Here is a 19,396-nt window from a genome sequence, read left to right as displayed (position 1 = left end):
GGGATTAACAAAAAAGCCCTGCACTTTTTAAATAGTGCAGGGCTTTGGATTCAGCCTTGAAAGCGTAGCCTCAATAACGGTTGGGCTCCATTTCCAGCTCGACATTGAAACGTTCTGCAATGTCTTTCTGGATACGTTGCGCCAGATCGAGCAGTTGCAGCCCGGTCGCCGCGCCGTAGTTGACCAGCACCAGCGCCTGCAATTTATGCACGCCGGCATCGGCCTCACGGAAACCTTTCCAGCCCGCCCGCTCGATCAGCCAGCCCGCCGCCAGCTTCATCTGCCCGTCCGGTTGCGCGTAGGCGACCAGATCCGGGTGCTGCCCCTTGATCTGCGCGACCACCGCTGCCGACACCAGCGGGTTCTTGAAGAAGCTGCCGGCATTGCCGAGCACCGCCGGGTCCGGCAGTTTCTCGCTGCGGATGCTGCAAATGGCGCGACTGACATCCGTCGGCGTCGGCTGCTCGATGCCCTGCTCGGTCAGGCGCTGACGCACCGGGCCGTATTCCAGGTGCAGATGCGCGACTCGATTCAGTTCGAATCGCACCCGCAGGATCAACCAACGACCCGGCTGCTGCTTGAACACGCTGTCGCGGTAGGCGAAGTTGCATTCATCCAGCCTGAAGTCGCGCAACTCGCCGGTCTGGCGATCCAGCGCTGTCAGGCCGGCGAACACGTCCTTGATCTCGACACCGTAGGCACCAATATTCTGCATCGGCGCGGCGCCGACGGTGCCGGGGATCAGGCTGAGGTTTTCCAGCCCCGAAAAACCCTGCGCCAGCGTGTGCTGGACAAACGGATGCCACGGCTCGCCAGCCTCGGCCTCGATCACCACGCGGTTGCCGTCATCATTGATGACGCGAATGCCACGGCTGGCCATGCGCAGCACCAGTGCCGGAATGTCCGCCGTCAGCAGCAGATTGCTGCCGCCACCGATGACCAGCAACGGCACATCGTGGGCGGTCGCATAAGCCAGGGCTTCGCGCACATCGGCGTCACTGTGGGCTTCGGCAAACAGTTGCGCGCGAACGTCCACACCAAAGGTGTTGAACGGCTTCATGGAAACCTGGGGGTGTACCTGCAAACTCATAACCGGCCCTTCACTTCAATCAGCAACCGGTCGCAGGCGCGCTCGATCAAATCCAATACCTGCTCGAAACCCTGATCGCCGTCGTAATACGGATCCGGCACTTCATCGACTTCGCCTTCATAACGGCGCAGGAACAAGTCCAGCTCAGCCTTGCCGGTAGACGGTTGCAAGGCCTTGAGGTTGCGCAGGTTGCTGTTGTCCATGGCGAGGATCAGGTCGTAGCTGGCGAAATCGGCGCGGTTGACCTGCTGAGCGCGTTGCGCCGACAAGTCGTAACCACGCAGTTTGGCCGCTGCCTGACTGCGCTTGTCCGGCGGATTGCCGACGTGCCAGTCGCCGGTACCAGCAGAGGCCACTTCGACCTGAGCCGCCAATCCGGCATCACGCAGTTTGGCGCGCATCACGCCTTCGGCGGTGGGCGAGCGGCAGATGTTGCCCAGGCACACGAACAGAACGCGCATCAGGCCTCCAGCAGGCGACGGACGCGCTCGAGGTCTTCGGCGGTGTCGACCCCGGTCGGCGGCGCGATCAACGCGTCAGCCACATGAATCCGCACGCCGTGCCACAGGGCACGCAACTGTTCGAGGGATTCGGTGTTTTCCAGCCAGCACGGGCCCCAGCTCACGAAGTCCTGGAGGAAGCCTGCACGGTAGGCATAGATGCCGATGTGGCGGCGATACGGCACGCCTTCCGGCAGCACGTCGCGGTTCTTGGCGAACGCATCGCGGGCCCACGGCAACGTCGCACGACTGAACGTCAGCGCCAGACCGTTGAGGTCGCTGACGACCTTGACCACGTTCGGATTGAACAGGGTTTCCACGTCCTCGATCGGCTCGGCCAGGGTGGCCATGCGCGCTTCGGTGTGGGCCGCAAGGTTGGCGGCAACCTGGTCGATCACGCTTGGCGGGATCAGCGGTTCGTCACCCTGCACGTTGACCACGATGGCATCCGGCTCAAGGCCCAGTTTCGCAGCCACTTCGGCCAGGCGGTCGGTGCCGGAGTTGTGATCTTCACGGGTCAGCACCACTTCGGCGCCGAAAGCCTTGCAGGCCTCGACGATGCGCGCATCGTCGGTGGCCACGACCACGCGACTGGCGCTGCTTTTGCTGGCCTGTTCCCAGACGTGCTGGATCATCGGCTTGCCGGCGATATCCAGCAGCGGTTTGCCCGGCAGACGGGTCGAGGCGTAGCGCGACGGGATGACAACGGTGAAGGCTGTGGTCATTTATCCAGACGCTCGTCGGTGGTCAGGGTGCGGGCTTCGCTTTCCAGCATGACCGGGATGCCATCACGGATCGGGTACGCCAGGCCGGCGCCCTTGCTGATCAGTTCGGTCTTGTCGGCGCTGAGCTTGAGCGGGCCTTTGCAGATCGGGCAGGCGAGGATGTCGAGCAATTTGGTGTCCATGAACATTCCCTGGATAAAAACGGTTTAAGGCAAAAGACGATCCGGCAACAGGCGCATCAGTTGCGTGTCGAACCAGGCCACGAAGGCCGGCGACGGCACGGCATCGACCGCCAGGTACCACCAGTCGGCGGCAGCGAAGGCACGGCACTTCACCGCGTCCTTTTCAGTCATCACCACTGGCAATGACGGCGTGAAACTCAAGGCCTGCACGCTGTATTCGGCGTGGTCGGCAAACGCGTGGGGCACTGGCCGCCAGTCTAGCGCTTCGAGGGTATTGAAGAAACGTTGCGGATTGCCGATCCCGGCGACTGCGTGCAGTGCCTGACCGGGCGAAAAGTGATCGAGGGGCCGGCGTTCGCCGCTGAGTAGATTGACCAGTGCGGTGGGTTGCAGACGGAATGCGAAACCGTCCTCGCGGTCCGACGCCGCGCCGTTGAACAGTACGCCATCGACGCTTTGCAGGCGTTCGATCGGTTCACGCAAGGGGCCGGCGGGCAGACAGCGCTTGTTGCCCAATCCTCGGGCGGCATCGATCAGCACCAGCTCAAGGTCACGCGCCAGACGATAATGCTGCATGCCGTCATCGGACAGGATCAGGTCCAGCGGCTCGCTGGCCAGCAAGGCTTTGACGGCGGCACCGCGATTCGGGTCGATCATCAGCGGTACACCGGTGCGCTGCACGATCAACAATGGCTCGTCACCAGCGATTTCGGCGCCTTGATCGGCTTCGACCCGCCAGGGCAACTGCGGAGGCTTGGCGCCATAGCCGCGACTGACCACTCCGACCCGCAACCCGCTGCGCCGACAGTGTTCGATCAGCCACAGAATCATCGGCGTCTTGCCGGTGCCGCCAACGGTGATGTTGCCGACCACGATCACCGGCACCGGCGACTGATAGATTTCGCCTTCGCCGTCGAGAAAACGCTGACGCTTGCCGGCCACGACGCGGCGGTACAGCCACTCCAGCGGCCGCAACAGCGTCAGGGCCGGATGCCCCTGATACCACGCGGCGAGCAGACGATCGGACATGGCCATCAGGATTTGGGCGCCGCCTCGACCGTGGTCATGCGCAAATGGCTGAAACCGAGCTTGCCGGCCGCGTCCATGGCGGTGATCACGGATTGGTGCTGAGTCTTGCCATCGGCACTGATCGACAACGGCATGTTGGTGTCACCGTTGGCTTCTTTCTGCATGGCTTCCATCAGGGTCGCCAGGTCGTTCTTCGGCAGAATCTTGTTGTTCACCGAAAACACGCCTTCAGCGCTGATGGCGACGTCCAGTTGCTTGACCTGCTGATCTTCGGCCGGCGAGCCGCTGACCGCTTCCGGCAGGTCGACACGCAACTGGGTTTCGCGGGTGAAGGTGGTGGTCACGACGAAAAACAGCAACAGAATGAACACCACGTCGATCAGCGACGCGAGGTTGATGTCGATCGTTTCCCGGGGTTTGCGACGGAATTTCACGCTTTGCCCCCGGCCAGATCGACGTCACGGTCGCCCTGCACCACTTCCACCAGTTTGATCGCTTCCTGCTCCATGCCCACCACCAGCTCATCGATGCGGCGTTGCAGGAAACGGTGGAAGAACACCGACGGAATACCGACCATCAGGCCCGCTGCCGTGGTGATCAGCGCCTTGGAGATACCACCGGCCAATACCGAAGCGTTGGTGGTCATGCCGGAACCGGTGAAGGCACTGAAGATGTCGATCATGCCCAGCACCGTACCCAGCAGACCGAGCAGCGGCGACATGGCGGCGATGGTGCCCAGCGCGTTGACGTAGCGCTCCAGCTCGTGGATGACCCGGGCGGCGGCCTCTTCGATGCACTCTTTCATGATCTCGCGACCATGCTTGGAGTTGGCCAGGCCTGCGGCGAGAATTTCACCCAGCGGCGAGTTGGCGCGCAATTCCTTGAGTTTTTCCTTGTTGAGCTGCTTGTCCTTGATCCAGACCCAGACCTGACCCAGCAGATGCTCGGGGGTGACGCGACTGGCGCGCAGGGTCCACAGGCGCTCGGCGACGATCGCCATGGCGGCGATGGAACTCAGAATGATCGGCAACATCATCCAGCCGCCGGATTTGACCAATTCCCACACAGTGACAGCCCCCTCGAAAAAGTGCGCCACTTTACCATACCGGTTCGTGATAAAGACCCGTCCCCCCGACGACCGTGCTCAACGGTACGCCGCCCCCGGCAGTGGCGGGTCGCGCCAGAACCGGCGCTGCTGACGCATCGGCCGGGCCGGCTGGAATCTGCCCAGTTGCAGATGAATGGCACCCTGTTCGGCGCTGTCATGGATGCGCAGGCCCAGCTTGCGGTAACGAGCGATGACCGTCGGATGCGGATGCCCGAACGAGTTGCCTTGCCCCCGGGAGATGAGCACGTCCCGAGGCTGCAAAACCTTGAGCAACGCCATTGATGAGGAGCTGCGACTGCCATGGTGCGGGGCTTGCAGCCACCGGGTCGGAACCGCCAGTGCGCTGTTGAGCAAATCCCGTTCGGCAGCGGTGTCGATATCGCCGGTCAGCAGCAACCGCTCGCCGTTGGCTTCGATCTGCAGGACGCAGGAACGCTGGTTGCTGTCATGGGCGTCGGCCCACTGCCATAGATGAAAGGCGACGCCATCCCATTGCCATTGCCGACCGCTGTCACAGGTCTCAGCGCTCAGCGCTTCGGGGAGGCCCGGCGGATCGCCGCTGATCACCCGGCTGACCGGCAAGCCGTTTGCCACCGCCAACGCGCCACCGGCGTGGTCGGCGTCGGCATGGCTGAGCAGCATCAGGTCGAGCCGCTCCACGCCCAGCTTGTACAAGGCAGGCAGCACCACCCGCTCGCCTACATCGAAGTCACCGAAACGCGGGCCGCTGTCGTATAGCAATGTGTGATGGCGAGTGCGGATCAGAATCGCCAGACCCTGACCGACGTCGAGCTGCCAGACATCCGCCACGCCTTCGGCCAGCCGCTCCCGGGGCGGTAATGCCAGCACCAGCAGTAACGGCCAACCCAAGGGGCGCAATGGAACGCCTCGGGGCAGCAATAACAGCAGTGCACCGATGCAGCCCAGTGCCAGAACCCAACCCGGCATCGATGCTGCAACCCACGCTGGCCAACGCCCTGCGATCTGGGCCAGAGCCCGGAACAATCCATCGACCAGCCCGCCGGCCAGCCACAACAGACCTTCGCCGACATAGGGAATCGGCAACAACAAAGTGCCCAGCAATGCCGGCGGCAGCACCGCAAAACTGATCCACGGCACCGCCAGCAGATTGGCCAATGGCCCGCTGAGGCTGATCGGCAAGCCCAGGGTCAGCAACACCGGGCACAGGCCGATAGCGATCAGCCATTGCGCTCGCGTCCAGGTCTGCCACCAGCGCCAGGGTCCCAGTCGACCGCCGAAGGTGAAAATCAGCACCGCCACCGCCGCGAAGGACAACCACAATCCCGGACGCAGACTGGCCAGCGGGTCCATCAACAACACCCCATTGAAGGCCAGCAACAACGGCCACCAGGCACCGAGATGGCGAAATCGCAATCGCCACAGCAACACCAGCGCAACCATCACGCAGGCCCGTCGCACCGGCACATCGAACCCGGCCAGCAGCCCGTAACCCAGCGCCGCCGCGAACGCCAGACCGCACGCCCACGGCAACCATGGCCAACGCAATGGCCACACACCGAATCGCGCCAGCCCGGCGACCAGCCCATACATCACCGCCGCCAACAGACCGATGTGCTGCCCGGAAATCACCAGCAGATGCACGGTGCCGGTGTCCTGCAGAATCTGCCAGTCCTCGTGACTGAGTCCCGAGCCATCACCCAGCACCAACGCCGCCAGCGCTGCGCCTCGACCCTGGGTGTCCACTTCCAGCAGACGCCGACGAATGCTGTCCCGCCAGGCCCATTGCGCCGCCGCCAGCCGACTGCCGTCCTTTACCGTGCCGGTGGCGCCGATGCGTTGCGCCAACAGCCAGGCCTCGTAATCGAAGGCATCGGGATTGAGCAGCCCACCGGGACGTTTGAGCTTGACCGCCAGGCGCCAGCGCTCACCGCTGTTGACCGGCGGCCCGTCGTACCACGCCAGACGCATCAGCGACGGCAGTTTCTCGTGGCGCGAACGGGCATTGGCCAGTTCGAAGCGCACAACGCCGTCGCCATTTTGCGGCAGACCGACCACCTGCCCTTCGACCCAGCGCGTCTCACCGTCCAGCTTCGATGGCAATCGATCATCCAGCGCCCACTGCGCACCGATGCACGACCAGGCGAAGCCGAACAGCAAAAAGGCCAGCGGGTAACTGCGAAACGGCAGCAGCATCAGCGCCACGACCGGCAGCAAAACCATCCACCCGACCGGCGGCAACGCCGGCAAAAAAACCGGAACCAGCAGACCGACCGCCAGCGCCATCATCCCTGTGCGCATACGCTCGTCCTTGATTGCGACTTTCCAGAAAAGTCTCCCCTCACCAGGCATAGCGGGTGTTGGCCGCAGCCGTCGTTATCAATTGTCACAAAGTCTGAATGGGCGGTTCGTAGAATCCAGACATACTTGCCGCCTTAACCGACCGAGAAGCCTTATGCCCCGGCGCTTATTCAAACGTTACATGCCCGATCCGACGAGCATCAGGGAACACAAATCCTTACGCTTTCTCGGCACGTTGCTGCATGACCCGAACCTCTGGCACCTCAATCGTCACTCGGTGGCCCGGGCCATGGCCGTTGGCCTGTTCGCGGCGTTTCTGCCGATTCCCGCGCAGATGCTGGTGGCGGCGGCACTGGCCATCACGGTGCGCGGCAACATGCCGATTGCCGTCAGCCTCGTCTGGCTGACCAATCCGATCACCATGCCGGCCGTGTTCTTCTGCACCTATCAGGCCGGTGCGTGGTTGATGGATGTTCCCGCCCGCACACTCCCCGACGAATTGACCTGGGAATGGATCAGCGGAGAACTCTCGACCCTGTGGCAACCCTTCCTGCTGGGCTCGGTGGTGGTCGGGCTGGCGCTGGGCGCCCTCGCCTACTGCGTGGTGATGATGTACTGGCGCTGGTGGGTGGCCCGGCAATGGGCGCGGCGCAAGAAAAGTCGCCAGTCGTGAATGCAAAACGGCCTCCACTGTGGGAGGCCGTTTTTTTTTGCAACACCGGGTGAATCAGGTACGCATGCCGCGTCCGCTTACCAGCAACCGTGCGCAACCGACATACAGCACCACAGTGGCGACCAGCATGAAGGTGATCGCGATACCGATGCGAATGTCCGAAACGCCCAGGATGCCGTAACGGAAGGCATTGACCATGTGCAGCACCGGGTTGGCCAGCGACACGGTCTGCCAGAACGGCGGCAGCAAGGTGATCGAGTAGAACACGCCACCGAGGTAAGTCAGCGGGGTCAGCACGAAGGTCGGGATGATCGAGATGTCATCGAAGTTACGTGCGAACACGGCGTTGATGAAGCCCAGCAGCGAGAAGATCGTCGCCGTCAGCACCACCACCAGAACGGTGACGCCCAGGTGATGCACCTGCAGGCTGGTGAAGAACATCGACAGGATCGTCACGATAACCCCCACCATCAGGCCGCGCAGCACGCCGCCAAGGGTGTAGCCGATCAGAATCGTGTGCGGCGACACCGGCGACACCATCAGTTCTTCGATGGAGCGCTGGAACTTGCTGCCGAAGAAACTCGACACCACGTTGCCGTAGGAGTTGGTGATCACCGACATCATGATCAGCCCCGGCACGATGTACTCCATGTAGGTGAAGCCACCCATGCCGCCAATCTGCTTGCCGATCAGGTTGCCGAAGATCACGAAGTACAGAACCATGGTGATCGCCGGCGGCAGCAGAGTCTGCGGCCAGATCCGGGTGAAGCGTTTGACCTCGCGGTAAACGATGGTGTTGAGGGCGACGAGGTTGGGGCGCAGCTCGGAACTCATACCGCCACCTTCGACAGATTTTTCTCCACCAGGGACACGAACAGCTCCTCGAGGCGATTGGTTTTATTGCGCAGGCTCAGCACTTCGATGTTCTGCAGGGCCAGTTGGCCGAACAGCGCAGTGATGCCCATGGACTTGTCGACCTGGACTTCCAGGGTATGCGCATCCACCAGACGGGCCGGATAGCCGACCAGTTGCGGCGCCACCGCCAGATCGCTCTTCAGATCGAGCAGGAAGGTTTCCACATGCAGCTGCCCGAGCAACTGACGCATGCTGGTGTTCTCGACAATGGTGCCGTGGTCGATGATGCCGATGTTGCGGCACAACTGCTCAGCCTCTTCCAGGTAATGCGTGGTGAGGATGATGGTGATGCCTTTCTGGTTCAGTTCGGTGAGGAAGGTCCACATCGAACGACGCAGCTCGATATCCACCCCGGCTGTCGGTTCGTCGAGGATCAGCAGGCGCGGCTCATGCACCAACGCCCGGGCGATCATCAGACGGCGCTTCATGCCGCCGGACAACGAACGCGACGGCACATCGCGCTTGTCCCACAGGCCGAGCTGGGTCAGGTACTGTTCGGCGCGTTCCTTGGCGATCTTCGCCGGAATGCCGTAGTAACCCGCCTGGGTCACGACGATGTCGAACGTCTTTTCGAACTGGTTGAAGTTGAATTCCTGGGGCACCACGCCAATCGAGCGCTTGAGCGCCGCGGGGTTCTTGTCCAGGTCGTGACCGAAGATATTCACCGTGCCGCTGGTCTTGTTCACCAGGGTCGAGAGAATGCCGATGGTCGTGGATTTGCCTGCGCCGTTAGGGCCGAGCAAGGCAAAGAAGTCACCTTCTGCGACGTCCAGATCGATACCACTCAAGGCCTGGAACCCGTTGCCGTAGGTTTTGGTTAGCTGCCGGATGGACAGAGCGGAACTCATATCGGATTTACGCACCAAGAAGAGAAAAAGGACTGAATGACGGCGGGCGGCGAGGAAGACAACCGCGGCGCACAAGCGCAATGGTGCTTGCCGCCGCCGCACAAGTACAGTCAAGTGTGTCGATAGTAGGTATTAAGTCAACGCGGTCATGACGGCTTTTTGATACGCCGGACGCAGCTTCAGTCGCGCATACCAGGCCTCCAGATGAGGCATCGGCGCACGCTCGATCGGCATCTCGAACCAGGCATAAATGAAACTGCCGAGCGGAATATCGCCCATGCCGATTTCACCGCCGGACAGGTAAGGCTGGTTTTTCAGGGCCTGATCGGCCATCGCCAGCAACCCTTCGCATTCCTTGATCGCGGCATGAATCGCCGGCCAGTCCTGCTTGTCCGCCGGGGTGCGCAGAACGCCCCAGAACACCGTACGGAAAGGGCCTGCGAAACTGGAGGTGGTCCAGTCCATCCACTTGTCGGCGACAGCACGGGTTTGCAGATCTGCCGGATACCACGAAGTGTTCGCCGCGTGTCTGGCCAACAGGTAGCGGACGATGGCGTTGGACTCCCACAACACGAAACCGTCGTCTTCGATCACCGGCACCCGACCGTTCGGGTTCATCGCCCGGTACTCAGGCGTGTCGACCACACCGAACGCGCCACCGGCATCGATTGCCTCATAGGCCAGCCCGAGTTCTTCGGCAGCCCACAACGGTTTTCTGACATTCGACGAATTCTTGCGACCCCAGATCTTCAGCATGACCGCCTCTTTTCCATTGAGTGGGCGAGCAGCATACGCCGGATCAGCGGCTGCCGACATCACCGCGCATGTCACTGGACAGTGGCGTCTGCTGGTCGTTGAACAGGTGCGGATAACACTTCTGCAGATGTTCGAAGAAAAAAGATTCCGGTACATCGGCGAACTGGCCGTGATCGACCAGGTACTCCATCAGCAGCGCGCCATCGCTGTTATACGGGTGGAAAACGCTGTCGTTTATGCCGTCGAATTCCAGCGGCGCAACGTTGAACATTTCGCAGAGCTTCTGGTTGAACGCGGGTGTGGCTTTGACCCAACGATCATTGAGAAACAGCTCGGTATAACCATGCATGGCGAACACTTCGCTTCTCAGCAGCTCAAGCAGACGCGGCGTCGACAGATGGTTTTTCACATCCGCCAGACCGATGCGTGCGGGGATCCCGCAATGGCGCGCGCAACCGGCGAGCAACGTGGCCTTGGGCACGCAATAACTTTCACCCGCCGCCAGCGCGTAGCTGCCGCGCAAGGTTTGCGGGTCGCGACTGAAGGTGTACATGTTGTATCGCACCGCCTCGCGCACGGCGTAATAAAGACTGATCGCCTGCGCGCGCGGGTCGCGGCTGGCACCACGGTGCTGTTCTGCGAACTCCACCACCGAGGGGTGGTCACTATCGATGAAGCGGCCGGGGCTCAGATACTCGCGCATGACGACATTCTCCTGGATGAACCCGGAGTCTAGCGAGAGGATCAGCACAGAGATAACGACGTTTCGGCCAAACATGGACGCAAAGCCGCGGAGTCTGCGAACGATTTCCCACGGGTGTTGCCCACCGAACCTACAAAAGACATCCAGGGATTCCCACGATTCAGATCAGCTTGCTCTGACCGCCCCGTTTTGCAGATGCCGTCTAAGCTCTGGAGGGTCGTTCGCCCTGGTTCACGGAGGATTGAATATGCTGTTGTTGTGGATACTGGTTCTGATCGTCGGCGTGGCGTATCTGGCCCACCGACGCATCGCCCCGCTGCCTGCACTGGGCATCGTCGCAGCTTACCTGCTGGCGATGGGGATTTTCAGCCACGCGCCAGGCTGGTTGCTGCTGATCTTCTGGGTCGTGCTGGCCACCGTTGCGGCTCCGCTGCTATTGCCGGATCTGCGCCGCAAACACTTCAGCGCGCCGCTGTTCAACTGGTTCCAGAAAACCCTGCCGCCCATGTCGCAGACCGAGCGCGATGCGATCGATGCCGGCACGGTGTGGTGGGACGGCGAACTCTTCAGCGGCCGTCCGGACTGGGAAAAACTGCTGTCCTATCCCAAAGCGCAACTGAGCGACGAGGAACAGGCATTCATCGACGGCCCGACCGAAGAACTCTGCGCCATGGTCACCGACTGGCAGATCGGCCAGTCGATGGACCTTCCACCCGAAGCCTGGACCCACATCAAGGAACACGGCTTCTTCGCCCTGATCATCCCCAAGGAATTTGGCGGTAAAGGCTTCTCTGCCTACGCCCACTCTCAAGTGGCGATGAAACTGGCGACCCGCAGCGGCGACCTCGCCTCCACCGTGATGGTGCCCAATTCCCTCGGCCCAGCCGAACTGCTGCTGCATTACGGCACCGACGAACAACGCAACCATTACCTGCCACGACTGGCCCGGGGCGACGACATTCCTTGTTTCGCGCTGACCGGCCCGCTCGCCGGTTCCGATGCCGGTGCGATGCCCGACACAGGGATCATCTGCAAAGGCCAGTGGGAAGGCCAGGAAACCCTCGGCCTGCGCCTGAATTGGGAAAAACGCTACATCACCCTCGGCCCGGTCGCGACCTTGCTCGGCCTGGCCTTCAAGGCCTACGACCCGGATCACCTGCTCGGCGATAAAGAAGACCTGGGCATCAGCCTCGCGCTGATTCCGACCGATACCGCCGGCGTTGAGATTGGCCGTCGCCACTTGCCATTGGGCGCCGCATTCATGAACGGCCCCAACTCCGGCAAGGACGTGTTCATCCCGCTGGACTTCCTGATCGGCGGCCAGGACATGCTCGGCAAGGGCTGGATGATGCTGATGAACTGCCTGTCGGTCGGGCGTTCGATTTCCTTGCCGGCAGTGGGCACTGGCGCGGCCAAGTTCACCAGTCTGGTGACCGGGCAGTACGCGCAGATTCGCGAGCAGTTCAATGTTCCGCTGTCGGCATTCGAAGGTATCCAGGAAGCGATGGCGCGCATTGGCGGCAACGCCTGGATGATGGACGCTGCGCGGATGCTGACCGCCAATGCGGTGGATCTGGGCGAGAAGCCCTCGGTGCTGTCGGCGATCCTCAAGTATCACCTCACCGAACGTGGTCGCGAGTGCATCAGCCACGCCATGGACGTGCATGGCGGCAAGGCGATCATCATGGGCCCGAACAACTATCTGGGTCGCAGCTGGAACGGCGCGCCGATCTTCATCACGGTGGAAGGCGCCAACATTCTTTCGCGCAACCTGATGATCTTTGGTCAGGGCGCAATCCGCTGTCATCCGTTCGTGCTCAAGGAAATGGCCCTCGCCGGTCGCGAGGACAAGGATCAGGCACTCAAAGAGTTCGATGGCCTGCTGCTCAAGCACATCGGCTTTGCCGTGAGCAACGCTGCCAGCACGCTGGTATTGAATCTTGGTTTCGGCCATTTCGAACATGCACCGGGAGACAAGCTCAGCCAGGGTTATTTCCGCGCGCTCAACCGTCAGGCTGCCGCGTTTGCCATGCTCGCCGACCTGAGCATGATGCTGCTGGGCGGCGAACTGAAACGCCGTGAGCGTCTGTCGGCGCGCCTGGGCGATGTGCTGAGCAACCTGTATCTGGCCTCGGCGGCGCTCAAGCGGTATCACGACCTCGATTCCCCGGCGTACATGGAGCCGTTGTTCAGATGGGCCATGGAGGAAAGCCTCGGCCAGTCGGAAAAAGCGCTGGATGAACTGCTGACCAACTTCCCGAACCGGGTCTTCGGCTGCCTGTTGCGAGTGATCGTGTTCCCGTTTGGTCGTCGCCACAAAGGCCCGTCGGACAAGCTCGGTGCCGAAGTGGCCGGCGTCATCGGTCGGGCCAAGGGCGATCCGGCACTGGAAGAACTGCTTGCCGGCTGCTACCGCCCACAATCGGCGGACGATGCGGTCGGCGCGCTGCAACATGCCTGCGATCAGTTGAACGCTGCGCAACCGCTGCACAAGAAACTGCACACCTCGCTCAAAAGCGGTCAGGTCAAACCGGTCGCAGGGGAACACGCCATCGATGCAGCACTGGAGGCCGGAGTGCTACAGGCAGTGGAAGCCCAGACCCTGCGTGATGCCGAAGCGGCGCGGCGCAAGGTGATCGATGTCGATGATTTCGACAAGGAGGAACTGAAACCCGCGGAAGGGAAAGTCCGCTGATCCCTTCAATCAGTGAAAAACGGGCGCAGGCGCTTTATACTCCCGCGCCCGTTTTGCTCTTGAGGACTTATCTCGTGTCCAACGTCGTTGCCGATCATCTGGTTTTGCTCGACCACCTGCGCAGTATCCTGGTCGCCGTAGGTGAGGCCGATCAGGTTCCCGAAGAAAGCCATGCCCTGTTCCTGGAGCGTTTCGACGAACTGCTGGCGTCACTGCCGATCGAGCCGATCGAAAGCCAATACCTGGGCCAGGACATCCTGACTCAAGTGATTACCCGCTATCCGCAAATTGCCCACCTGATCCCGCGGGATCTGCTGTGGTTCTTCGCTGGCGACTGCCTGCACTACCTGTCCGATGAAGAAATCGACATGTATCAGGCACTGGAAGAGCGCCGTTACGAAGCTGAACAGAACGACGAACCGTTCGACTGGAATCAGGAAAAACAACTGCTGGCGATGTCCGCCCAGGACAGCAAGCACTGATTTTCACCCGGTAAAGAAAAGGCCCGCATGGTGATCCATGCGGGCCTTTTTTTGATTGATTAAAGCAGCCCTTCACTCTCGGGCAATTCGTACTCGGCCAAGGCTTTTGAACCGCCGGTTTTTCCGGGTTTGCTCAATGTCGGTTCTTTCTCCAGGCACTCCACCAGATAGTCGATGAACACCCGCAACTTCGGTGGCAGATAGCGCGTCGGCGAGTGCAACAACCATAGTCCACCGTGGTAGGACGCCAGGAATGTCCAGTCCGGCAGGACCTGCACGATCAGCCCTTGTTCCAGGGCATAACGAGCGGTGAAATACGGCAAGCTGCCAATACCGATGTGCTGCAACACCGCGCCCAGACGCACGCCCGTGTGATTGGCGGCATACCGCCCTCGAACGCCGACCGTCACCGCTTTGCTGCCTTTCTTGAATTTCCAGCGCGCATCGCTCGGGGTTTCGCCCAGGTAGATGCAGCTGTGATTGAGCAAGTCATGGGGATGCGTCGGCGTGCCATGTTCGGCCAGGTATTGCGGCGTCGCGCAGAGCAAATGGTCGATGGTCAACAACTGCCGCCCAACCAACCCCGCCGGTGGTCGCTCCGTGATGCGAATCGCCAGGTCGACATGATCGTCGATCAAATCCACTTGCCGGTCTTCCAGCAGCAACTCCACATCAACCTTGGGATAGCGGCGCAGAAACTCCGGCATATGCGGATGAATTACGAAGCGTCCGACCGCTTTTGGCACGCTGACCCGCACCAGTCCCTCGGCTTCGTGAGTGAACTGGCCGCTGATCTCCATCACTGACCTGGCGGCGCTGACCATCTCCTGACAGCGCTTGAACACCTCTTCCCCGCCATCGCTCAAGCGCAATTTGCGCGTGGTGCGTTGCAGCAGCCGTGTGGCCAAAGCCTTCTCCAGCCGGGAAATACTGCGGCTGATCGCCGAGGGCGACGAACCCAATTGACGAGCGGCTTCGGAGAAGCTGCCGGTCTCCACGACCTTGACGAAAATCGCCATTTCACCAAGCAGCGGCAGGGGGAGATTTATGCTCACAGCGCAACAGTCCTTTGATGTTTGAACGGATTATCACGTTATTGCACGATTCATATAATTAAAAAAGAAACTTTAATAAGGGCATGGAATATGACGCTTCGCCTCTTTTTCCATAGTGATGACCTCAAGGCCAATGTGGAAGTCCTCGACTGCACGCCCCACGAGAACGAGTTCGCCGTGGTGCTGCGCGCCACTCTGTTTCACCCGCAAGGTGGCGGACAGCCTTGCGATACCGGCTGGATCGGCGACAGTCAGGTCCTGCGCGTCGTGCAGGAGCCGGATCGAATCGTCCATTTCGTCGATCAGCCCGTCCCGCTCGGCATGACCCAGATTCGTGTCGATGAAGACCGCCGTCGCTTCAACACCCGCATGCACTCTGCCGGGCATTTGATCGGCCACTTTGTCCAGGCCATGGGCTGGATGCCGATCAAGGCACACCACTGGCCGGACGAAGGCCGGGTGCAATTCAAGCCCGGGGATTCGGCTCAGGAAGTCGATGCGCAAACCGTTCAATACGGCATCGGGCAATGGATCGAACACGATCTGCCCCGCCTGACGTCTCTGCGCGAAGGTGCGCGGGAAATCGGCTTCGGTGAACTGCCAGCCTACGGCTGTGGCGGCACCCATGTACGCAGCCTGAAGGATCTGGGCACAGTCACGATCGCGTCCCTTTCGCAGAAGAAGGGCACGTTGTCCGTCCACTACAACGTGGATTGAGGATTTCGGGCGCTGCCAGGCGCAGCGTCCGTCGCCGGGGGAACCGCGTTCGCTGGTTCCGTTGACTACTCGTTAGATGGACCTGAAACCATGATGCTTGACGTCGAGCGTCTCGATGAGACGTGCATAAAAAAACTGGCCAACGAAGAAGTCCTCGCCATCCGCGTCAAAGGCTTTTTGCCTGAAGACCAGGCGATCCGGATTGGCGACAAGATCCTCGCCCCCGGATTCGAGGGTTACATCAACGCCCCCAGCATCGGCCGCATCGGCATGGCGTTCTACGAGGCGGAAAACCAGCCGTTGCTGATCGAGGACTACTTCGAACGCGCCACCAGCAACATTGCCGAACTGCGTAACCGCTGCGCGCCCTACTCCTCGCCGATCGACACCCTGCGCTGCATGCTCGACGAATCCTGGCCGGCAGGCGCCCATCTGGAGAACCTGTACGGACGCAAGATGTATGTCGGTCTGTCACGGGTGGTCAAACCCGGCGTCTGCTTCCTGGCCCACCACGACATCTTCGCCAAGGACGCGCCGGAGAGCTTCCAGGCTCACAGCCTGGAGGCGCAATTCGCCTGCAACGTCTACCTGAACATGCCGACCGAGGGCGGCGCGTTGCAGATGTGGGAAGACGACATTTCACCGGACCGGTTCGACGAGATGCGTGGCGACAGCTACGGCATCGACCCGGCGCTGCTCGGCCCGCCAGCCCTCGAAGTTCGCCCGGAACCGGGGGATTTCATCATGTTCAATTCGCGTCGCATGCACTCGGTGACGCCGGGCGTGGCAGATCCGCGCTTGAGCCTTTCGTTTTTTGTCGGCTATCGCGGCAATGCTTCACCCCTGACTTTCTGGAGTTGAAATGACATCGAATTACCTGGGCGAGTTTCTGGCGCTGGCCACCATCCACTTTCTGGCCGTGGTCGCTCCCGGCCCGGACTTCGCCGTGACCATTCGCCAGAGTGTGCGATTCGGTCGACTGGTCGGCATCTGCACGGCACTGGGCATCGGCGCGGGGATTTCCGTACACGTGCTGTACACCCTGCTGGGCGTCGGCGCCTTGATGCACACCACGCCCTGGCTGCTGACGGTGGCCAAGGTCGTGGGCGGCGCCTACATCTTTTACCTCGGTATCAGCCTGATCCGCAGCAAACCCAAGACAACACTGGAAGGCGAAAAGACCAGCGACGAACCGCTGGTCGAGCAATCGTTGTTCAAGGCGTTTTCCACCGGTTTCCTGACCAACGCCACCAACCCCAAGGCCACGCTGTTTTTCCTGGCGATCTTCACCACGATCATCAGCGCCAGCACGCCGCTGGAAATCCAGGCCCTGTACGGACTGTGGATGTGCGGCGTGAATGCGTTGTGGTTTGTGATCGTTGCGCTGTTCTTTTCAAGCAGCAAAGTGCGCGTGCTGTTCATGCGCATGGGGCACTGGTTCGAGCGCAGCATGGGAGTGATTCTGATCCTGTTTGCCGGGCGACTGGTGTTGTCGATGTAAACACGTTGAACGGAGAAGCCCGGTCCAGACAGATTGGACGGGCTTTTTCGATTCTGCGCCGCTTTTGCATTTCTGTGCGACGCGTCCCACTTCGGGGGCTCCCCTATCACGCGCTTGTGGTGTTAGTTTGCGAAACCGTCTGACCTATCGATCAGACACTTCCTACTCACTGCCTGCAAAGGAATGCCCCCAGCAATGGATTTTTCCCTCAAGCAACTGGCCGCGTCGACCCTGATTCTGGCCAGCCTTTCGTCCGTGACACTGCCCGCACACGCCAACATCACACCGCAGCAAAGCGCGACCATCCTCAAGACATTCAGCGATGCAAAGGTCAGTGACTTCCGCCAGTTCCTCGGCGAACTGGCCAAGAGCGACCTGAGCAAGACCGACGACCTGCGCCCCTCCATCAGCGCGTTTCTCGACAACAAGACGCTGACCGCTGAGCAGCAAAACGAAATCTATCGCCTGCTCGGCCTCTACACTCGGGCGAAATACGGCAAGGCCGCTCTCGAAACCCTGCGCGAACTGGTGGAGATCCCGACCGATCGCAAGGAAGGTGTTGCCCAGCACGAGAACCCTGAATTCATCAAGATTGCCGCCAAGATCAAGAGCCTGGCCGAATCCTTTGGCCTGAACTACCGAAACGTCGACAACCGCGTCTACGAGATCTCCCTCGACGGCAGCGGCAAGGAAGTCGTGGGCATTCATGCTCACGCCGACGTGGTCCCAGTGACTCCGGAAAACTGGGTGCTGAAGGACGGCACCAAACTCGACCCGTTCAAGGTCACGCTGATCGGCGACCGCATGTACGGCCGCGGCACCGAAGACGACAAGAACGGCATCGTGGTGACGCTGTATGCCATGAAGGTCATCAAGGAAGAAAAGCTGCCGCTGGCACGCAACTTCAAATTGCTGGTGGACACCACCGAAGAAACCACCGGCGACGCGATTCCTTACTACTTCGAGCGCAACCCGACGCCCGAATACAACCTGGCGCTGGATGGCGGCTACCCGGTGGTGATCGCCGAGAAAGGCTACGGCACCGTCATGGCCAAATTTGCCAAGCGCAAGGCCGAGGGCAAAGGTGCGGAAATCATCTCTATGACCGGCGGCATGGCGACCAACCAGATTCCATCGGTTTCGCTCGTCACCCTGGTGACAGACAAACCGGCCGAACTGGCCGCCAGCCTGCAAAAGGCCGGTAACGAATACGCCAAACAACATGGCGGCGATTTCGAAGTGAATGCCAAGGTCGATGGCAAAGACGTGAAACTCAGCGTTACCGGCGTTTCCGCGCATTCTTCCGAACCGGAATCCGGCGTCAACCCGGTCGCCCGCATGCTGGACTTCATCCACAGTGTGGATGGCAAAATCGCGCTCAAACACAACCACATCACCGACGCCGCCCGCTACGCCGCCGACAACTGGGGCCTGGACTACAAGGGTGGCAAGTTGGGTGTCGGTTTCGCCGATGACTTCATGGGCCCGCTGACCACCTCGCTGACCTATGTCGGGATGGACGACAAAACCTTCAAACTCGCGGTCAACCTGCGCGTGCCGAAGGGCAAGTCGCCGGAAGTGCTCAAAACCGAAATCGCCGACAAACTGGCGGCCTGGAGCAAGAAAACCCACGTTGCGGTCAACTTCGATTACTCGATCGCCGAGCCGATGTACCGCAATCCAGAGGGCGAGTGGGTCAAGGCGCTGTTGGCCGTCTCCACCGAAAACCTGGGCATGAAACACGAGTTCGGCACCTCTGCCGGCGCCACCTCGGTGCATGAACTGCCTAACGGCGTGCAATTTGGCCTGGCTCGACCTGAGGTCAAATACACCGGTCACACCGACGGCGAGTTCAAGACGGTTGACCAGTTCCTGCTGGACCTGCAGATCGTTACCGAAATGATGGGACGGATCGGGCAACTGCCGAAGCTTTGATCGCGACACTGGCCCGCCAAGGTGATGGGCCCACAAAAAAGGACCGCAAGGTCCTTTTTTGTTGCGCTACAAATAACGCACAAACAAAAACGCCGCTCATCACTGAGCGGCGTTTTTGTTGAATATGGAGCGGGAAACGAGACTCGAACTCGCGACCCCGACCTTGGCAAGGTCGTGCTCTACCAACTGAGCTATTCCCGCA

The 19,396-nt window shown here is 60.9% G+C and carries 20 protein-coding genes and 1 tRNA gene; 7 read left to right on the top strand and 14 right to left on the bottom strand.

Going from position 1 to position 19,396, the window contains the following annotated elements:
* Window positions 1-70: 70 nt before the first annotated feature.
* The 8 genes from murB to AC1RMX_RS22510 all read right to left on the bottom strand — a co-directional run bounded on the left by murB (window position 71) and on the right by AC1RMX_RS22510 (window position 6,914).
* Window positions 71-1,090: a UDP-N-acetylmuramate dehydrogenase gene (gene murB / locus AC1RMX_RS22545; RefSeq protein ID WP_493073055.1), complete on the bottom strand. Its 1,020-nt coding sequence runs from the start codon at window positions 1,088-1,090 to the stop codon at window positions 71-73.
* On the bottom strand, window positions 1,087-1,551 hold the full coding sequence (locus AC1RMX_RS22540) for a low molecular weight protein-tyrosine-phosphatase (protein ID WP_493073054.1): 465 nt from the start codon (window positions 1,549-1,551) through the stop codon (window positions 1,087-1,089). Before AC1RMX_RS22540 ends, murB begins: the two co-directional genes overlap by 4 nt.
* Window positions 1,551-2,315, bottom strand: coding sequence for a 3-deoxy-manno-octulosonate cytidylyltransferase (kdsB, locus tag AC1RMX_RS22535; protein ID WP_096820946.1), 765 nt, complete (start codon window positions 2,313-2,315; stop codon window positions 1,551-1,553). The genes AC1RMX_RS22540 and kdsB overlap by 1 nt, the downstream gene beginning before the upstream one ends.
* Complete coding sequence (locus AC1RMX_RS22530) at window positions 2,312-2,497, bottom strand: Trm112 family protein (protein WP_003174668.1); 186 nt, start codon at window positions 2,495-2,497, stop codon at window positions 2,312-2,314. Before AC1RMX_RS22530 ends, kdsB begins: the two co-directional genes overlap by 4 nt.
* 24 nt (window positions 2,498-2,521) lie before the next feature.
* Window positions 2,522-3,532: a tetraacyldisaccharide 4'-kinase gene (lpxK, locus tag AC1RMX_RS22525; RefSeq protein WP_096820945.1), complete on the bottom strand. Its 1,011-nt coding sequence runs from the start codon at window positions 3,530-3,532 to the stop codon at window positions 2,522-2,524.
* A complete protein-coding gene (locus tag AC1RMX_RS22520; protein WP_007950767.1) occupies window positions 3,532-3,960 on the bottom strand; it encodes an ExbD/TolR family protein in 429 nt (142 codons plus the stop codon). The genes lpxK and AC1RMX_RS22520 overlap by 1 nt, the downstream gene beginning before the upstream one ends.
* The gene (locus AC1RMX_RS22515; protein WP_162803506.1) at window positions 3,957-4,592 is read right to left on the bottom strand and encodes a MotA/TolQ/ExbB proton channel family protein; all 636 of its coding nucleotides are present in this window, start codon (window positions 4,590-4,592) and stop codon (window positions 3,957-3,959) included. The genes AC1RMX_RS22520 and AC1RMX_RS22515 overlap by 4 nt, the downstream gene beginning before the upstream one ends.
* Window positions 4,593-4,670: 78 nt before the next feature.
* Window positions 4,671-6,914 carry a DNA internalization-related competence protein ComEC/Rec2 gene (locus tag AC1RMX_RS22510; protein WP_493073052.1) on the bottom strand — a complete coding sequence of 748 codons (2,244 nt, stop codon included), beginning with the start codon at window positions 6,912-6,914 and terminating at the stop codon, window positions 4,671-4,673.
* 154 nt (window positions 6,915-7,068) lie between these two features.
* Here AC1RMX_RS22510 and AC1RMX_RS22505 point away from each other — a divergent pair, with 154 nt between their 5' ends.
* Window positions 7,069-7,587: a DUF2062 domain-containing protein gene (locus tag AC1RMX_RS22505; protein WP_096820943.1), complete on the top strand. Its 519-nt coding sequence runs from the start codon at window positions 7,069-7,071 to the stop codon at window positions 7,585-7,587.
* A 54-nt stretch (window positions 7,588-7,641) separates the two neighbouring features.
* Here AC1RMX_RS22505 and AC1RMX_RS22500 read toward each other — a convergent pair whose 3' ends face one another.
* The 4 genes from AC1RMX_RS22500 to AC1RMX_RS22485 form a co-directional block, all read right to left on the bottom strand.
* Window positions 7,642-8,421 carry an ABC transporter permease gene (locus AC1RMX_RS22500; RefSeq protein WP_096820942.1) on the bottom strand — a complete coding sequence of 260 codons (780 nt, stop codon included), beginning with the start codon at window positions 8,419-8,421 and terminating at the stop codon, window positions 7,642-7,644.
* Complete coding sequence (locus tag AC1RMX_RS22495; RefSeq protein ID WP_085612257.1) at window positions 8,418-9,350, bottom strand: ABC transporter ATP-binding protein; 933 nt, start codon at window positions 9,348-9,350, stop codon at window positions 8,418-8,420. Before AC1RMX_RS22495 ends, AC1RMX_RS22500 begins: the two co-directional genes overlap by 4 nt.
* 132 nt (window positions 9,351-9,482) lie before the next feature.
* A complete protein-coding gene (locus AC1RMX_RS22490) occupies window positions 9,483-10,106 on the bottom strand; it encodes a glutathione S-transferase family protein (RefSeq protein WP_493073051.1) in 624 nt (207 codons plus the stop codon).
* Between the two features lie 43 nt (window positions 10,107-10,149).
* A complete protein-coding gene (locus AC1RMX_RS22485; protein ID WP_493073050.1) occupies window positions 10,150-10,809 on the bottom strand; it encodes a transglutaminase-like domain-containing protein in 660 nt (219 codons plus the stop codon).
* A gap of 247 nt (window positions 10,810-11,056) precedes the next feature.
* On the opposite strand from AC1RMX_RS22485, the gene AC1RMX_RS22480 reads away from it, so the two are divergent.
* Window positions 11,057-13,504, top strand: coding sequence for an acyl-CoA dehydrogenase (locus tag AC1RMX_RS22480; RefSeq protein ID WP_493073049.1), 2,448 nt, complete (start codon window positions 11,057-11,059; stop codon window positions 13,502-13,504).
* Window positions 13,505-13,578: 74 nt separating this feature from the next.
* Window positions 13,579-13,986: a PA2817 family protein gene (locus AC1RMX_RS22475; protein WP_007950758.1), complete on the top strand. Its 408-nt coding sequence runs from the start codon at window positions 13,579-13,581 to the stop codon at window positions 13,984-13,986.
* A 59-nt stretch (window positions 13,987-14,045) separates the two neighbouring features.
* Here AC1RMX_RS22475 and AC1RMX_RS22470 read toward each other — a convergent pair whose 3' ends face one another.
* A complete protein-coding gene (locus AC1RMX_RS22470) occupies window positions 14,046-15,041 on the bottom strand; it encodes a LysR family transcriptional regulator (RefSeq protein ID WP_493073047.1) in 996 nt (331 codons plus the stop codon).
* Window positions 15,042-15,131: 90 nt separating this feature from the next.
* Between AC1RMX_RS22470 and AC1RMX_RS22465 the strand changes: the two genes are divergently transcribed.
* From AC1RMX_RS22465 to AC1RMX_RS22450, 4 genes are all read left to right on the top strand, one after another.
* Complete coding sequence (locus AC1RMX_RS22465; RefSeq protein ID WP_273538909.1) at window positions 15,132-15,758, top strand: alanyl-tRNA editing protein; 627 nt, start codon at window positions 15,132-15,134, stop codon at window positions 15,756-15,758.
* A 90-nt stretch (window positions 15,759-15,848) separates the two neighbouring features.
* Window positions 15,849-16,619, top strand: a complete 771-nt coding sequence (locus AC1RMX_RS22460; protein ID WP_096820936.1) for a 2OG-Fe(II) oxygenase — start codon at window positions 15,849-15,851, stop codon at window positions 16,617-16,619.
* A gap of 1 nt (window position 16,620) precedes the next feature.
* Window positions 16,621-17,259, top strand: a complete 639-nt coding sequence (locus AC1RMX_RS22455; protein ID WP_096820935.1) for a LysE family translocator — start codon at window positions 16,621-16,623, stop codon at window positions 17,257-17,259.
* Between the two features lie 195 nt (window positions 17,260-17,454).
* Window positions 17,455-19,194: a dipeptidase gene (locus AC1RMX_RS22450; protein ID WP_493073046.1), complete on the top strand. Its 1,740-nt coding sequence runs from the start codon at window positions 17,455-17,457 to the stop codon at window positions 19,192-19,194.
* A gap of 125 nt (window positions 19,195-19,319) precedes the next feature.
* Here AC1RMX_RS22450 and AC1RMX_RS22445 read toward each other — a convergent pair.
* A tRNA-Gly gene (locus tag AC1RMX_RS22445) sits at window positions 19,320-19,395 on the bottom strand.
* Window position 19,396 lies beyond the last annotated feature (1 nt).

The sequence above is a fragment of the Pseudomonas sp. GW822-FHT03F04 genome (assembly GCF_058801405.1).
Note: the sequence above shows the minus strand (reverse complement) of the source record. Positions and strands in the feature narration are given on the sequence as shown.

Coding starts and splice junctions, on each gene's coding strand:
- murB (WP_493073055.1), bottom strand. CDS start 1,090: ATGAGTTTGCAGGTACACCCCCAGGTTTCCATGAAGCCGTTCAACACC.
- AC1RMX_RS22540 (WP_493073054.1), bottom strand. CDS start 1,551: ATGCGCGTTCTGTTCGTGTGCCTGGGCAACATCTGCCGCTCGCCCACC.
- kdsB (WP_096820946.1), bottom strand. CDS start 2,315: ATGACCACAGCCTTCACCGTTGTCATCCCGTCGCGCTACGCCTCGACC.
- AC1RMX_RS22530 (WP_003174668.1), bottom strand. CDS start 2,497: ATGGACACCAAATTGCTCGACATCCTCGCCTGCCCGATCTGCAAAGGC.
- lpxK (WP_096820945.1), bottom strand. CDS start 3,532: ATGGCCATGTCCGATCGTCTGCTCGCCGCGTGGTATCAGGGGCATCCG.
- AC1RMX_RS22510 (WP_493073052.1), bottom strand. CDS start 6,914: ATGCGCACAGGGATGATGGCGCTGGCGGTCGGTCTGCTGGTTCCGGTT.
- AC1RMX_RS22505 (WP_096820943.1), top strand. CDS start 7,069: ATGCCCCGGCGCTTATTCAAACGTTACATGCCCGATCCGACGAGCATC.
- AC1RMX_RS22500 (WP_096820942.1), bottom strand. CDS start 8,421: ATGAGTTCCGAGCTGCGCCCCAACCTCGTCGCCCTCAACACCATCGTT.
- AC1RMX_RS22495 (WP_085612257.1), bottom strand. CDS start 9,350: ATGAGTTCCGCTCTGTCCATCCGGCAGCTAACCAAAACCTACGGCAAC.
- AC1RMX_RS22490 (WP_493073051.1), bottom strand. CDS start 10,106: ATGCTGAAGATCTGGGGTCGCAAGAATTCGTCGAATGTCAGAAAACCG.
- AC1RMX_RS22485 (WP_493073050.1), bottom strand. CDS start 10,809: ATGCGCGAGTATCTGAGCCCCGGCCGCTTCATCGATAGTGACCACCCC.
- AC1RMX_RS22480 (WP_493073049.1), top strand. CDS start 11,057: ATGCTGTTGTTGTGGATACTGGTTCTGATCGTCGGCGTGGCGTATCTG.
- AC1RMX_RS22465 (WP_273538909.1), top strand. CDS start 15,132: ATGACGCTTCGCCTCTTTTTCCATAGTGATGACCTCAAGGCCAATGTG.
- AC1RMX_RS22460 (WP_096820936.1), top strand. CDS start 15,849: ATGATGCTTGACGTCGAGCGTCTCGATGAGACGTGCATAAAAAAACTG.
- AC1RMX_RS22455 (WP_096820935.1), top strand. CDS start 16,621: ATGACATCGAATTACCTGGGCGAGTTTCTGGCGCTGGCCACCATCCAC.
- AC1RMX_RS22450 (WP_493073046.1), top strand. CDS start 17,455: ATGGATTTTTCCCTCAAGCAACTGGCCGCGTCGACCCTGATTCTGGCC.